At 63.1% G+C, this 13,781-nt stretch carries 13 protein-coding genes; 9 read left to right on the top strand and 4 right to left on the bottom strand.

The genetic code is table 11. The features are described from left to right. Window positions 1-4 precede the first annotated feature (4 nt). From HCU76_RS26725 to HCU76_RS26705, 5 genes are all read left to right on the top strand, one after another. Window positions 5-1,174: an ABC transporter substrate-binding protein gene (locus HCU76_RS26725; protein ID WP_213958025.1), complete on the top strand. Its 1,170-nt coding sequence runs from the start codon at window positions 5-7 to the stop codon at window positions 1,172-1,174. Window positions 1,175-1,204: 30 nt separating this feature from the next. After that, entirely contained in the window at window positions 1,205-2,848 is a 1,644-nt protein-coding gene (locus HCU76_RS26720) for an acyl-CoA synthetase (protein ID WP_213958024.1), read from the top strand. A gap of 114 nt (window positions 2,849-2,962) precedes the next feature. Further along, complete coding sequence (locus tag HCU76_RS26715; RefSeq protein ID WP_213958023.1) at window positions 2,963-3,790, top strand: SDR family NAD(P)-dependent oxidoreductase; 828 nt, start codon at window positions 2,963-2,965, stop codon at window positions 3,788-3,790. A gap of 29 nt (window positions 3,791-3,819) precedes the next feature. After that, window positions 3,820-4,254 (top strand): Zn-ribbon domain-containing OB-fold protein, encoded by a 435-nt coding sequence (locus HCU76_RS26710; RefSeq protein WP_213958022.1) that lies wholly within the window; start codon window positions 3,820-3,822, stop codon window positions 4,252-4,254. Continuing rightward, entirely contained in the window at window positions 4,251-5,393 is a 1,143-nt protein-coding gene (locus HCU76_RS26705; protein WP_213958021.1) for a thiolase, read from the top strand. Before HCU76_RS26710 ends, HCU76_RS26705 begins: the two co-directional genes overlap by 4 nt. A gap of 85 nt (window positions 5,394-5,478) precedes the next feature. On the opposite strand, the gene HCU76_RS26700 is transcribed toward HCU76_RS26705, so the two are convergent. The 4 genes from HCU76_RS26700 to HCU76_RS26685 form a co-directional block, all read right to left on the bottom strand. Then, window positions 5,479-6,651: an acetyl-CoA acetyltransferase gene (locus HCU76_RS26700; protein WP_213958020.1), complete on the bottom strand. Its 1,173-nt coding sequence runs from the start codon at window positions 6,649-6,651 to the stop codon at window positions 5,479-5,481. Between the two features lie 59 nt (window positions 6,652-6,710). Further along, the gene (locus HCU76_RS26695) at window positions 6,711-8,264 is read right to left on the bottom strand and encodes a class I adenylate-forming enzyme family protein (protein WP_213958019.1); all 1,554 of its coding nucleotides are present in this window, start codon (window positions 8,262-8,264) and stop codon (window positions 6,711-6,713) included. A gap of 157 nt (window positions 8,265-8,421) precedes the next feature. Further along, window positions 8,422-9,012, bottom strand: coding sequence for a MarR family winged helix-turn-helix transcriptional regulator (locus tag HCU76_RS26690; protein ID WP_213958018.1), 591 nt, complete (start codon window positions 9,010-9,012; stop codon window positions 8,422-8,424). 349 nt (window positions 9,013-9,361) lie between these two features. Further along, on the bottom strand, window positions 9,362-10,342 hold the full coding sequence (locus HCU76_RS26685; RefSeq protein ID WP_213958017.1) for a LysR family transcriptional regulator: 981 nt from the start codon (window positions 10,340-10,342) through the stop codon (window positions 9,362-9,364). 182 nt (window positions 10,343-10,524) lie between these two features. On the opposite strand from HCU76_RS26685, the gene HCU76_RS26680 reads away from it, so the two are divergent. The 4 genes from HCU76_RS26680 to HCU76_RS26665 are packed head-to-tail and all read left to right on the top strand — an operon-like array spanning window position 10,525 to window position 13,774. Continuing rightward, window positions 10,525-11,418 carry a branched-chain amino acid ABC transporter permease gene (locus HCU76_RS26680; RefSeq protein ID WP_213958016.1) on the top strand — a complete coding sequence of 298 codons (894 nt, stop codon included), beginning with the start codon at window positions 10,525-10,527 and terminating at the stop codon, window positions 11,416-11,418. A 10-nt stretch (window positions 11,419-11,428) separates the two neighbouring features. Beyond that, on the top strand, window positions 11,429-12,322 hold the full coding sequence (locus tag HCU76_RS26675; RefSeq protein WP_213958015.1) for a branched-chain amino acid ABC transporter permease: 894 nt from the start codon (window positions 11,429-11,431) through the stop codon (window positions 12,320-12,322). Then, window positions 12,309-13,079 carry an ABC transporter ATP-binding protein gene (locus tag HCU76_RS26670; RefSeq protein WP_213958014.1) on the top strand — a complete coding sequence of 257 codons (771 nt, stop codon included), beginning with the start codon at window positions 12,309-12,311 and terminating at the stop codon, window positions 13,077-13,079. Before HCU76_RS26675 ends, HCU76_RS26670 begins: the two co-directional genes overlap by 14 nt. Continuing rightward, a complete protein-coding gene (locus HCU76_RS26665; protein ID WP_218511088.1) occupies window positions 13,067-13,774 on the top strand; it encodes an ABC transporter ATP-binding protein in 708 nt (235 codons plus the stop codon). The genes HCU76_RS26670 and HCU76_RS26665 overlap by 13 nt, the downstream gene beginning before the upstream one ends. Window positions 13,775-13,781 lie beyond the last annotated feature (7 nt).

The raw sequence follows: 13,781 nt of genomic DNA, 5'->3' as shown, positions 1-13,781 counted from the left end.
ACCCATGCGATTGATCATCAGTGCCATCGTGTCCAGCATGTTGATTGCCGTGCCGTTCGCGGCCGGCGCCCAGAAGGCTGTCAGGGGAGTCACGGCCGACGAAATACGCATCGGAACATACCAGGATCTCAGCGGCCCTACCGCCAGCGCCGGCGTGCCGGCGGTCAACGGCATGCGAATGCGTTTCGAGGAGGTCAACGCCAAGGGCGGCATCAACGGTCGCAAGATCCGCTACATCGTGGAGGACATGCAGTACCAGGTGCCGAAGGCGCTCCAGGCGGCCAACAAGCTGATCAACAGGGATGACGTGTTCCTGATGATCGGCTCGCAAGGCACCTCGATGAACAACGCCGTATTGAATGACATTCAACTCAAGGCCGAAGTGCCGAACATGTTCCCGATGGCATTCTCAAGATCCCTGCAGGAACCGCTGAGCCCGTACAAGTGGGGGGCGGTGTCGACTTACTACGACAACATGCGCCTTGCCACCAAGTACGTCGTGGAGGAGAAGAAGCACAGCAAGATCTGCCTCATGTACATGGACAACGACGCCGGTCTGGAGTTTCGCGACGGCGTGAACGAGCAGTTGAAGAAGTACAACATGACGGTTGTGGCCGACACCAAGCACCGGCCCACCGATACGGACTTCACGGCACAGCTTATCCGCTTGCGCGAGGCGAATTGCGACGCCGTCATGCTGGGCTCGGTGATCCGCGACACCATTGCCATCTACACCACGGCCAGGCAGATGGGTTGGAATGTGGACTTCGTATCGGCGACCCCCGCCTACAACAATGTCACGGCCGCGGTGCCGGGCAACACTACCGAAGGGCTCGTCTCCTTCCATTCCTTCGTGGAGTCCGATGCCTCCAAGGAAGGCATGGCCTGGCGACAGGACTACGCCAAGCGGTTCGGCGAGCAGCCCAATACCAACGCGGTGCTGGGTTATGTGTTTGCTGACTTGGTCGTCACCGGCCTCGCCAACGCAGGCTCGAAGCTGACGACGGAAGGCTTCATCAAGGGGATGGAGCAGATCAAGGACCAGAAAGACAGGTTCGGAAATCTTTCATTCACCTTCGGCCCCCAGCAGCATGCCGGCTCGTATTCGTCGTTCATGTCGGTGATCGAGGGCGGCAAGTGGGTTCTCAAGCGAGGCGCCGCGTCTTACCAATAAGCTTGGCTCACCCTTGATCAAGGATCTCGTATGACACCGGACATCCGCATCAGCGAAATCATCAGCGGGAACGATTGGCGGATTCCAACCCGCCTGAATTTTGCCGCCGCGGTGTGCGACAGGCATGCCATTGCCACACCCGAAGCGCCAGCGGTGATCTTCGAGGCGGAGGACGGAAAGAGCGTGCGCTACAACTTCCGCCAGCTCGATCGCGCCGCCTGCCGGGTGGCCAACATGCTCGCGGCCTACGGCGTGAAACGCGGCGATCAAGTGATGATCATGCAGAGCCAATCTGTCGAAGCGGTGCTGACATATGTCGCCTGCATGAAGATGGGGGCGGTCTTCGTGCCGATTTCAACCATGTACGGGGAGGTCGCGATTTCCGAGCGCGCATCGGCCGCCGATGTGTGCGTCATCGTGGCCGACAAGGAGAACTACCCGAAGCTTGTCAATCTGAAGGCAAAGGTCGAGAGCCTGAGGGCGATCTTCCTGGTCGATGGCGAAGAGGCGGGCGCCATCGACTTTGGCAAGAAAATGCTCGAAGCCAGCGATGAGTTCCAGACGGTCGACACGGCCGCGGAAGAGGTGGCCTACATCTGCTACACGTCCGGAAGCACGGGGGCGCCCAAGGCCGTGATGCACGCTCATCGCTTCCTGCTGGCCAACATTCCGGGCTTCAGCATGCTGCACAACAATTTCGGCCAGGAAGGCGACGTGATGTGGTCGCCGGCGGATTGGTCCTGGGGTGCTGGCATCATCGCCGTGCTGTTGCCCACGCTCTGGCACGGCAAGCCTATCGTCGCGTGCCGGCCCAAGAGCCGCTTCGATGCCGAGCATGCCTTCGCACTGATGAGCCGCCATGGCGTTCGCAACGCCTTCCTGATCCCGACCATGCTTCGCATGCTCCAGCAGGTTCGAAAGAAGCCTTCGGTCAAGTTGCGATCTTTCTTCAGCGGCGGCGAGATGATCACGCAGGAGCTGGTCGACTGGTCGTCCCACGAGTTCGGCGTGCTGCCGAACGAAGGGTATGGACAGACCGAATGCAACATGGTGCTCGCGCATCTGCCGCAGCTGATCAGTCCGCGCTACGGTTCTCTGGGCAAGCCGTTTCCCGGCATGACGGTGATGCTCCAGAATGCCGACGGTTCGCCGACGCCGGTCGGAGAGATCGGCGAGATCACCGTGCGCGCGCCGAGTCCGTTGATGCTGCTCGATTACTGGAAGAACCCGCAGGCGACGGCGGAAAAGATGCGGGGGGGGTGGTTCCATTCGAACGATCTGGCGCGCGTCGACGAAGAAGGCTACTTCTGGTTCGCGGGTCGGAACGACGATGTCATCAAGACCTCCGGCTACCGGGTCGGATCCGCGGAAATCGAGAGCTGTCTCACTTCTCATCCAGAGGTGGCGGCGGCCGTCGCGATCGGCGTTCCGGACGCTCTGCGCGGTCAGATCATCAAGGCCTTCGTCATACCCAGGGACGAGGCATTGGCCGGCGAGGCCTTGAAGGCGAGCTTGAAGTCGTACGTCGCGGAAGGTCATGCAAAACATTTCGTCCCGAGCGAAATCGAGTTCGTCGATTCGCTGCCGGTGACCACGAGCGGGAAGGTCGAGAGACGGACGCTTCGTGAACGCGAAATCAGGAATCGGGCCTTGGCGGCAAATCTGCGCGTATAGATCTTCCCGATGGCGACGGTCGAATCCCGTCGACGTATCTGGGGCTGCGCAAGCCCTCGTTCCACTCCCGGCGCCCAAGCGCCCAACACCATCTCCCTTCAGGAGCAGCCAGCGATGACCAAGTTGAACGACAAGATTGCAATCGTGACCGGGTCTGGCCGGGGCGTCGGGCTTGCCGTGGCCCGCAAGCTGGCGCAGGAGGGGGCGTCGGTCGTCGTCAACGACATCGATGAAGCGGAGGCAGAACAGGCGGTGGCCGATCTGCGCGCGCAGGGCGCGAAGGCCGTTGCCGTGGTGGGCGACGTCTGCGCCAACGGATTCGCCGAAAGGCTGGTCAACACAACGCTGTCGAATTTCGGCGGCATCGACATCTTGGTCAACAACGCCGGGTATGGATGGGACCGGTCCATTCAAAACACATCGGACGATCACTTCCAGGCCATGCTGGACATCCATGTGGTCGCGCCCTTCAGGATCCTGCGTGCCGCCTCCGGTTTCATCAGATCCGCCGCCAAGGACGAGGCCCAGCGCGGACTCACGGTGCATCGCAAGGTGGTGAACGTCTCGTCCATGGCAATCTGCGGCATTCCGGGACAGGCGGCGTATGCGTCGGGGAAGGCCGCGGTGGTGGGTCTCACCAAGTCCCTGTCCAAGGAGTGGGGCCGCTACAGGGTCAATGTGAACTGCGTGGCGTTCGGGCTGATCCGTACGCGCCTCACGCGCGTGCATGGCGCCGAGGGCCCGGACGTGACGCGGGTGGGAGACCGCGAATTCCGTGTCGGACTCGACGAAGCCGGGTTAGCGGAGATGAACCGCCGGACGGCACTCGGCCGGCAGGGCGAACCGGAGGATGCCGCCGGAGGCGTCTATCTGCTGTGCACGCCGGAGTCGGACTTCATCACCGGGCAAGTGCTGTTCGTCAGCGGCGGTGCGTCGGTATAGCTTCAATTCATTCATGCAGGTTGCCAACGATGCCTACTTCCTCGCCCACGCCCGTCCTGCCCGTACCCACGCCGGAGACCCGGTTCTTCTGGGAAGGCACAAGAGCGGGGGAACTTCGATTTCAAAAGTGCCGGGCGTGCGCCAAGGCCATCTTTCCGCCGCGCCCGTTTTGTCCGCACTGCCTGTCGGACAAGCTCGAAGTGGTGAGCGCCTCGGGCGTGGCGACCCTTCTGACCTACGTCATCAGCCACTTGCCTGTGCCGGGGTTCACGCCCCCTTATTCGATCGCGGTGGTGCGCCTTGAGGAGGGCCCGCAGATGCTGACGAACATCGTGAATTGTCCCCAGAGCCCCGAGTCCCTGGAGCTGGACATGCGGCTCAAGGTCATCTTCAAGAAGGCGAGCGACGACATCTGGTTGCCGCTTTTCGAACCCTATCCGGTCAGGGAAGGAGTCTCGGCATGACGAAGAAACCCAGTGTGGCCATCGTGGGGGCGGCCGAGACGTCACGCATCGGGAGCGTGCCCGAGATGTCGCAGCTGCAACTGCATGCGGACGCAGCCATCAACGCCATGCGCGACGCCGGACTGAAGCCGGGCGACATTGACGGCATCGCGACCTGCGGCGAGCCGGCGATCGGCGTGGCGGGCTACCTGGGCATAGAGCCCGCGTGGGTCGACGCCAGCGAGGCCGGCGGGTGCTCGTTCCTCATCCATGTCCGGCATGCGATCGCGGCGATCGAGGCGGGTTACTGCACGACGGTGCTCGTCACGCACGGCGAAAGCGGCCGTTCCAAGGTGGGCGCGGGCTACATCGACATGGGCTTCACCGAGTTGAATCGCCAGTTCGAACTGCCGTTCGGCGCCACCCTCCCGCTGACACTGGTCACGCTGCCGATCACCCGCTATTTGAAAACCTATGGCATCACACCCGAGCTGTTGGCAACGGTTCCCGTCATTCAGCGCGAATGGGCAGCCAGGAATCCGCGCGCGGCCAAGAAGGACCCGCTGACGGTCGAGGACGTTCTTCGCTCCGACATGATCGTCTATCCGCTCCATCGCCTCGAGTGCTGCCTGGTCACGGACGGGGGAGGCGCATTGATCGTCACCAAGGCGGAAAGGGCAAAGGACTTTCCGAACAAGCCAGTGTACGTTCTCGGAACGGCCGAGGCCTACGACGCAGGCTTGCCCAGCCAGGTGGCGAACTACGATTTTCCGAAGGCGTTCACGAGTTCAGGCCCGCGCGCCTTCCAGGACGCGGGAATCAAACCGTCGGACGTTGATCATCTGATGGTCTATGACGCCTTCGCGCACCTGCCGATCATGGGCCTCGAAGCACTGGGCTTCGTCGCTCCGGGCGAAGGTGCCGAGTTCATCCGTGCCAGGAACACGGCCCCGGGTGGCAGGCTGCCGCTCAATACCAATGGCGGTGGCTTGAGCTACACGCACTCGGGCCGCTATGGCATGTTCGCGGTGCTGGAGTCCATTCGCCAGATCCGCGGCACGGCTGCGGCACAGGTGCCGGGCGTCGAGATCTCAGTGGCGCACGCCGTCGGAGGCATGTTGGCTGCCGGCGCGACATTGGTGATGTCCAGCCAGTGGTAGTGGCGACAGGACGGTGTCGGCCGCGGCTACGTCCGATGCGAGCCGAGGCTCGCGGACGCATCGCGCGGCGGGCACGTCGCCGTGCTCACACCAGCCGCTCCAGAATACTGACATAGGTCACACAGGCCGAACCGCCCAGATTGCTGATCGCGCCAAGTCCGGCGCCGGGCACCTGGAGGCTGCCCGCCGTGCCCGTCAATTGCATCGCGGCGAGCGCGTGCATCGACACCCCCGTGGCGCCGATCGGATGCCCCTTGGCTTTCAGGCCGCCCGACACGTTGATCGGCAGGCGGCCATCACGAAGGACCCAGCCCTCGTCGATGGCGGTGGCACCCTTTCCCTTGGGCGTCAGCCCCATGGCCTCGTACTGGAGGAGTTCCGCAATCGTGAAGCAATCGTGCACCTCCGCGAAGTCCAGGTCGTGCACGATTGCTCCCGCCCGCTCGAACGCGCGCGACCATGCCGTGGCCGTGCATTCGAAGGCAGGCATGTCGCGGCGCGCTGTCGGCATGAAGTCACTGACGTGCGCGGCGGCCCTGAAGGCTACGGCCTTGTGCTTGCTTCGGGCAACGTCTTCACTGGCCAAGATGATGGCTGCCGCGCCGTCCGACACCAGCGAGCTGTCGCTTCGCTTGATCGGCCCGGCCACGATGGGGTTGCGCTCGCTGACGTGGCGGCAGAACTCGAAACCAAGATCTTTCCGAATATGCGCCCATGGATTGAAGGTGGCGTTGTAATGGTTCTTGGCCGCGATCCGCGCCAATGCATCGTCCTGGGGACCATGCAAGCGGACGTATTCGTTCTGAATGTCCGCCCAGGCTTCGGCAAAGCCGCCCTCAGCTGTGTAGTGCTCGTCCTTTCGATAGGACGCGCGCACGAGAATGTCGCGCACCGTTGTGCCGGGCAGATGCGTCATCTTTTCCGCGCCCACAACCAGCACGATGCGCGCGTCGCCCGCACGGATCGACTTCAGGCCCTGATAGACGGCCGCGGACCCGCTGGCGCAGGCGTTCTCGACTCGGGTGGCGGGCTTGAACCGCAGGTCAGGGTGCGCCTGAAGCACGAGTGACGATGGAAAATCCTGCTCGTCGAGGCCGGCATTGAAGTTGCCAAGTACGATCTCGTCGATCTCCGAAGGCGCGACTTCTGCGTCCTCCATCGCTTGCCGCGCCACCTCGACGATCATGTCCTCGAGCGACGTGCCGGCCAGCTTTCCGAAGGCGGTGTGGCCCCATCCAACAATACATGGTCCTGACATGATGTCTCCTTCTTCTTTGGCGTCTTCAAACGCCGGCGAAGTGTTCGCCGTTCGAGATGCTAGATCGAGCGCCCCGTGCCATCCCAGAAGCGGGCACGGATTTCTTTCTTGCTGACTTTGCCGACGGCCGACCGCGGCAGGGAAGGCCAGATCTCGATGCTCTTGGGCGCCTTGGCGCTGCCAAGCCGGGACTTGCACAGGGCCAGCAGGTCCTCCTGGGACGCGCTCATCCCCGGCTTGAGTTCGATCACCGCCTTGACCGCCTCGCCCCATTTCTCGTCGGGCACGCCGATCACCGCGCATTCCTGCACCGCTGGATGCGACCAGACCACCTGTTCGACTTCGGCCGGATAGATGTTCAGCCCGCCGGAAATGATCATTTCTTTCTTACGGTCGCAGATGAAGACGTAGCCGCGGGCGTCCTTGTAGCCGATGTCCCCGCTGCGCAGCCATCCGTTGACGAAGGTGGAAGCCGTAGCGTCCGGCTTGCGGTAGTAGCCGAGCCCGACCAGCGGCCCGTTCATCACCAGTTCGCCCATTTCCCCTACCGACAGGAAGCGGCCCGAATCATCGATGACCTCGACGCGCGTCATCAGCGTGGGACGGCCGCAGCTTGCGAGAAGCGAAACATGGTCCGGCGACTCCACCGCCAGCCGATGATCATCGGGCGTGAGCAAGGTACATATGAGAGGCGCTTCCGATTGGCCCCAGGTCTGGGCCATGACCGGCCCGAAGATCTCCATGCACTGCTTGAGCTTCTCCACCGACATCGGTGCGGAAGCGTAGTGGAAGCATTCGAGAGAGCTGTAGTCGTGCTTGGCCGCATCGGGATGCGACAGAAGCATGTAGATCGCGGTCGGCGGCAGATGCACGTGCGTTGCGCGGCGCTCGTCGATCGTTGCGAGGAAGCGTCCGGCTTCGAAGCGATCGTGCATGATCACATGGCCGCCCGCGGCGAACAGATAGATCGCTAGGCAACCCGCGGCATGCGTCATGGGCGTGGCGGCAAGGTAGACCGGCTGCGCTCGAACCGGCATCGCGGCGAAGAAGCTCGCCGCCTGTACATCCCAGGCGAGCCCGGAAATCATGGCGCCCTTGGGCGCGCCCGTGGTTCCGCCGGTGCTGTAGATGGATGCCAGGTCGTGAAACGAGGCTCCGGGGTCCGGCGCCTCGCCGGTGTAGGCCGCGGCGATCTCGCGCAGTCGCTGATCGGAACGCTCGCCCGCATCGAGCCGGATCGACAGCCTGATTCGTGGGCACACTTTCAGAAGACGCTCCACCACGCCGGAAAACTTCGAGTGATAGAACAGCACCGAAACGTCGTTATTCTGGATGATGGTGCTGTTCTCTTCTTCGGAATTCAGGACGTTCAGCGGCACGAAGACGCAGCCCGCACGATAGATGCCGAGCATCGCTTCGACCATTGTGACCGCGTTGGGACTCAGGGTTGAGATCTTGTCGCCCGGCACCACGCCCCGAGCGCCGAGCGCCAGAGCGATGCGGTGCGAAGCATCGCGGACTTCTTCGTAAGTCCGAACCTCCAGGTCGTCTTCAAGACAGGGACGGTCCGCATGGCGCGCTGCGCCGTAATCGAAGAGCGAGATGACACCCATCGTTCTAGGCGGCAGCCCCACTGGCTGGGGCTACCGCCACCCTTTAGTTGCAATGGCTGCACTCTAACCGGCTAAGGCGATTTATGTCAACATCACTTAACTATTTAGTCTAGCTTGATTAAATTGGCGGCGCGGACCCGACCCCAGCCCCGTCCCTCTACGCCTTGGGCGTTGTTTTCCTTCGGGAGTGCGGCTTGCTTCGCGCAACGCCAGAGATTGTCTTCAACAGGCAGTCCTGCCCCAAGGCATCCAACCGGCCCGCATACACGGTCAGGACCTGGGCCGACTCGGGCTCCAGCATGGCAGCCAAGGTGCGGAAGAAGGTGACGGTACCTTTCGCTCCGACATGGTGGAAGCCGCGATTGAAAATGTCCTTCTGCAAATCATCGAGCCGGCGCATGAGCTCGAAGCTTTGCGGTGTCGGCAGAATCACGCGCTTTCGCCTGTCGTCAGGATCAACCTCCTGCGTCAGATAGCCCTGCGAAAAAAGCCGCTTGAGAACCTGGGAGAGGGCCTGGTTGCTGATGCCGAGCAACGCACCCATCTCGCCAACGGTAAGCCGCACATCTCGCGTCGCAAGGAAGAGGACCCGATGATGGGCGCGCCCCATGCCGTTTTCCGCGAGGGCGTCATCGCAGCGCCGAGACAACGTCCGGATGAACTGCAGGCAAAGGTGCAGTCCCAATTCCAAGCGCGCCGCCTCTTCCGAGACGCAGTCGAGCACTGCGGGCTCAAACTCTAGTTCCATCCGTTCACCTCCACAGTCGCGCGCCAAGAAGGACAGCGCTTCGCCACCGGCGGGCCGCGAAAACGCCATCCGAACGCGAAATCCGAAATGCCTGCAGCCCGCGAAAATTCCGGGGGAAGCCGGGCCATGCAAGCTTGAAAAGCCAGGACGCAATGAGTCCTGGGAAATGCGCGGCCGCATGCCGGCAGCGCGGCAGCGTCGACGCGAAGCGCCCGGTTTTTCCGCTTCCGACTGCCTTCTTCCGACCGCCGATCCCACCCCGTTCCCTGCTTGTGTCTTCGCGGGCTCGGCGTGGCATCACTCCCATGCCAGCGTCCCGCACGCAACCGTTCATTGTATCGCCCGGGTCCTAGGCGGCAGGACGCCGGGCGCGCGGCTTGGTCGACCATGCGTGACGCATGGCGCTCCATGCCTGCGAAATCGACTGTTCGTTCAGGCGAGACTGCAGGCTCACGAACCGAAGTTGGCACTCGATGCTCACGCGATCGGCAATCACAAGATGGCGCGCGGCGGCTTCCGCCTCGGCAATCGAATCGCGGACCAGGCTCAATCCGACGCCGGACTCCACGAGGTCCAGCATCGACGCTTCCCGATCGCTGGTTGCCGATCGCTGGGGCGTGATGCCTAGCGGGCTGAAGACCGACGTGAGCAACCAACTGTGAGCTGAGAATTCCGGCGCGGAGACCCAAGGTAGCTTGGCGAGGCTCTTCCAGTTCTTGCCGCGAACGCGTGCCTCCCACTGCGCAGGTGCGGCGACGCGATAGAGAACGTTGCGCAGAGGTTCGGAATGGAAGCGCGTCTTGATGGCGAGCCTGTCATTTGGCGATGCAATCCGATCGCGGGTGCCGGCGGCGCCACCGGCCGGCGGCAGCTCCAGGCAGTAACCGACATCCAACTCCTGCCGAGACAGCTTCATCAGGACCTCGTCGCTCATGCAGTGCGTCAGCCTGAGCTCGGCTTTTGGCGCGCAACTGACCAGTTCTTTCAAGAACGAGGCCAGCTTGATGACCTCCGCGTCAAGGATCGTGCCGATCCGAAGCATCTGTTGATGCGTGCCCTTCAGTTTGGCCACCTGCTGACCGAAGCCTTCGAGGGCGAGCAGGGTCTTGTCGGCTTCCAGCAGCAGGCGCGCCCCCTCGGTCGTCAACACCAGGCCACTGGGCGAGCGATGAAAGAGCACCAGCCCGATCAAGGACTCCAGGCTCTTGATCTGAAGGCTGACAGCAGGCTGGCTGAGGTGAAGCGTTTGGGCCGCGACAGATATGGAGCCTGCGCGGGCCACCGCCGCGAAACATCGCAGCGTCTGAAAGTTCTGAGGGACCAGCGGCATTTGAAGATCTTATACCCCCTCGGCAGAACTCATTAGACGCGCCCCGGCAGTCCTGCCAATACTCGCCGCATGAGACAAATCGACCCTGGAGACAAGGGCATGCATCCGTTGTTCCTTTCCGTGCGCCGGCAAGGCCGCGCGGCATTGCCGCTTCACCGGAGAACGCGCGCAGCGTACTTCTCATGATCGGCCAGCAGCTCCTCAACGGGGTAGTGGCAGGAAGTGTCTACGCGTTGTTCGCACTCGGCTTCACCCTGATCTTCAGTGTGAACCACATCCTGAACATGGCCCATGGCGCGGTCTTCATGGTCGGCGCGTTCACCGGACTGGTATGCGTGACACGCCTTGAGTTGCCGATTGCCCTGGTCTTCGTGATGGCCGCCGCATGCGCCGGCATGCTCAACGTTGCACTCGATCATCTTGCTTTCAGACCCCTTCGAAAACGCCGCGCGCCGGAATTCTCGGCCATCATCTCGAGCGTTGGGGCCGGGCTCATCATCATGAGCGTGGTGCAGCGCCTGTCGGAGACGCGGGTCCTGCGATACCCCTTCGGCACCTTTCCGGTGGTGGTGTTCGAGATACTGGGGCTGCGCGTCACCCTCATCAATTGCGTGATGGTCGGCACGGCGCTCGTGTTGTTCCTGGCACTGATCTTCTATCTGTTCCACACGCGCTTCGGCGCACAGTTGCGCGCCGTGGCCGTGAGCGAGCGCGCGGCCGCTCTGCTGGGGATCAATTCCCAGGCCATCTATTTCCAGGCCTTCTTCATTTCGGGTGCCTTTGCCGGCATCGCGGGCGTCCTCATCGGCATCGCCTACAACTCGGTGCACTACATGATGGGTGAAGGCTACATGCTCAAGGCATTCGTGGTGATCGTCCTCGGCGGCCTCGGCAGCATTCCGGGCGCCCTGCTGGCCGGCCTGCTGCTGGGAATCGTGCAGACCTTGACGGTCGCGTACCTCTCCACCGGCCTGAGCGACGCCATCATCTTCTCCATTCTCTTCGTCACCCTGCTGGTGCGACCCACAGGATTCTTCGGCTACATCCGCAAAGAGCGCCGCGTCTGCCGCGAATGAGCCCATCACCATGAACGAATACCTTGCCAGCTTCGTGCCACTCATCTGTCTGACGATCCTCAATTGCGGCCTTGCCTTGAGTCAATACGTTGTCTTGCGCGTGGGCGTTTTCTCCGTGGCGACCGCGGCGCTCGCTGCCATGGGAGCCTACACCGCAGGCGGGCTCGTGCTTCGCTTCGGAGCGTCCACGCCCATCGCGGTGCTGGCCGGGACACTGGTCGCCACGGGGGCGGCGCTGGTGCTCGCCATTCCGTTGAGCCGACTGCGCGGGGTGTTCCAGGCCATCGCGACGGTGGCGGCCGTGCAGATCAATCTGTCGCTGGTTCTCTACTACGCGGACTGGACGGGCGGCCCGCTTGGTCTGAATGGGATACCGCGCTCCGTCGGACTCGCGGAACTCCTCGTGTTTCTGGCCATCGTGCTGCTATTGCTGATACGCATGGGCCGCTCGCACGCAGGCGCCGCCTTCGACGCCATCCGGCAGGACGAGACCGTTGCCGTCTCGCTTGGCATTCGGGTCGCCCACTATCACTTTCTGGCCTTTGGGCTGAGCGGGGCCATCGCCGGCGCGACCGGCGCGCTGATGGCTTGCTACAACCACGTCGTGGTTCCGGAGGAGTTCGGATTCAACATGCTGGTGTCGGTCCTGACGTTCGTCGTGCTCGGCGGCTCCAGGTCCGTGCTGGGCCCGATCGTCGGAGCCGTGATCCTGTCCCTGCTGCCAGAGGTTGCGCGACCCTTCGCCGAGAACCGGCTGGTCATCCACGGCGCGCTCCTGATGGTCGTCATCATCTACCTGCCGCTGGGCATTGCCGATTCGCTCGCACTGGCGACGCGTCGCCGGCGCACGCGGCTTGCCCTCACGGGACAACTCGACGCGGGGCGAGCCAATGTCACTGCTTGAACTCGACGGCGTTTCGCGGCAGTTCGGGGGACTCTGGGCGGTTCGCGGCGTAAGCCTGAGCGTTCCTGCCGGCCGTATCACTGGATTGATCGGTCCCAATGGTGCGGGCAAAAGCACCATCGTGAACATGATCGCCGGCCTGACGGCGTTGACCGAAGGGCGCATTCTCTTGGATGGCGCCGAGATCCATCGGCAGCAGCCGGGCCAGGTGGCGAGACTGGGCATTGCACGCACGTTCCAGAACGTGCGCCTGCTCAACGAGGCGAGCGTCGTCGAGAACATCGCGGTGGCTTGTCACCACCACCAGGGCGTATCGGCAATGGCCGAAGTGTTCGGCCTGGGGACGGCTCGCGCGGCGCAGGCCCAGGCGTACGCGCGAGCCCGGGAACTGATCGCCATGTTCGACATGGAACGCTACAGCGACTTCCTGGCCGGTGAGCTTTCCTACGGGCACCAGCGGCGCGTCGAAATCATGCGCGCGCTGGCGATGAAGCCGCGCGTCGTTCTCCTCGACGAGCCGGTCGCCGGCATGAACGACGTCGAGGCGCAGCAATTGGCTGTGCACTTTCGCCGCCTCGCCTCGGAGGGCATCGCGCTCCTTCTGATCGAACACAACATGCAGTTCGTCATGTCGCTGTCCGACCAGGTGCACGTCATTGCCGCCGGTGAACTGATGACCAGTGGCACGCCGCGCGAGGTGCGCAACGACCCGCGGGTGATCGCCGCCTACCTCGGAGACGAGCAATGCTCCGCGTGAAGAATCTCAGCTCCAAGTACGGAGGCATCCTCGCGCTGGACCAGGTGTCCTTGGAGGTCAGCGCAGGCGCCACGGTCGCGCTCATCGGCAGCAACGGGGCCGGCAAGTCGACGCTGCTCAACACCCTGGTCGGTGCACAGCCCGATGCCGGAGGCGAAGTGGTGTTCATGGACCGGCCCCTGCTCGGGCTCGAATGCTTTCGCATCGCCCGTCATGGAATGCTGCTGGTGCCGGAAGGGCGCCAGATCCTGGCGCCGCTTTCCGTTCGGGAGAATCTGGAACTCGGCACGCAGGCGCGGGGAGCGCGCAAAGCGCGGTATGACCTCGGCGATGTGTTCGAGTTGTTTCCCCGGCTGAAGGAAAGACAAGGCCAGGTTGCGGGCTCGCTCAGCGGGGGCGAGCAGCAGATGCTTGCCATCGGACGCGCATTGATGGGGGCCCCGGAGATATTGCTCCTGGACGAGCCAAGCCTGGGGCTGTCGCCCGTCATGGTCAACCTGGTATTCGACACGCTTCGTATGTTGAATCGAAACGGGCTGACGATCCTCATCGTCGAGCAGAACGCCCGACGCGCGCTTCAGATCTCCAACAAGGCCTATGTGTTGGAGCGCGGACGCATCGTGCGGCAAGGCGACAGCGAGGTGCTTCGCAATGACCCCGAAATCGCCACGCATTACCTCGGAGAAGCGGCCTAGCCGCTAC

This window comes from Variovorax sp. dw_308, assembly GCF_019207085.1.
In the GTDB taxonomy this organism is placed as follows: Bacteria; Pseudomonadota; Gammaproteobacteria; order Burkholderiales; family Burkholderiaceae_C; genus Variovorax.
This window is presented reverse-complemented; position numbering and strand designations above follow the sequence as displayed.

Bases quoted from the DNA above. Each gene is read 5' to 3' on its own strand.
- HCU76_RS26670 (WP_213958014.1), top strand. From the start codon at position 12,309: ATGTCACTGCTTGAACTCGACGGCGTTTCGCGGCAGTTCGGGGGACTC.
- HCU76_RS26715 (WP_213958023.1), top strand. From the start codon at position 2,963: ATGACCAAGTTGAACGACAAGATTGCAATCGTGACCGGGTCTGGCCGG.
- HCU76_RS26700 (WP_213958020.1), bottom strand. From the start codon at position 6,651: ATGTCAGGACCATGTATTGTTGGATGGGGCCACACCGCCTTCGGAAAG.
- HCU76_RS26675 (WP_213958015.1), top strand. From the start codon at position 11,429: ATGAACGAATACCTTGCCAGCTTCGTGCCACTCATCTGTCTGACGATC.
- HCU76_RS26710 (WP_213958022.1), top strand. From the start codon at position 3,820: ATGCCTACTTCCTCGCCCACGCCCGTCCTGCCCGTACCCACGCCGGAG.
- HCU76_RS26690 (WP_213958018.1), bottom strand. From the start codon at position 9,012: ATGGAACTAGAGTTTGAGCCCGCAGTGCTCGACTGCGTCTCGGAAGAG.
- HCU76_RS26695 (WP_213958019.1), bottom strand. From the start codon at position 8,264: ATGGGTGTCATCTCGCTCTTCGATTACGGCGCAGCGCGCCATGCGGAC.
- HCU76_RS26685 (WP_213958017.1), bottom strand. From the start codon at position 10,342: ATGCCGCTGGTCCCTCAGAACTTTCAGACGCTGCGATGTTTCGCGGCG.
- HCU76_RS26680 (WP_213958016.1), top strand. From the start codon at position 10,525: ATGATCGGCCAGCAGCTCCTCAACGGGGTAGTGGCAGGAAGTGTCTAC.
- HCU76_RS26705 (WP_213958021.1), top strand. From the start codon at position 4,251: ATGACGAAGAAACCCAGTGTGGCCATCGTGGGGGCGGCCGAGACGTCA.
- HCU76_RS26725 (WP_213958025.1), top strand. From the start codon at position 5: ATGCGATTGATCATCAGTGCCATCGTGTCCAGCATGTTGATTGCCGTG.
- HCU76_RS26665 (WP_218511088.1), top strand. From the start codon at position 13,067: ATGCTCCGCGTGAAGAATCTCAGCTCCAAGTACGGAGGCATCCTCGCG.
- HCU76_RS26720 (WP_213958024.1), top strand. From the start codon at position 1,205: ATGACACCGGACATCCGCATCAGCGAAATCATCAGCGGGAACGATTGG.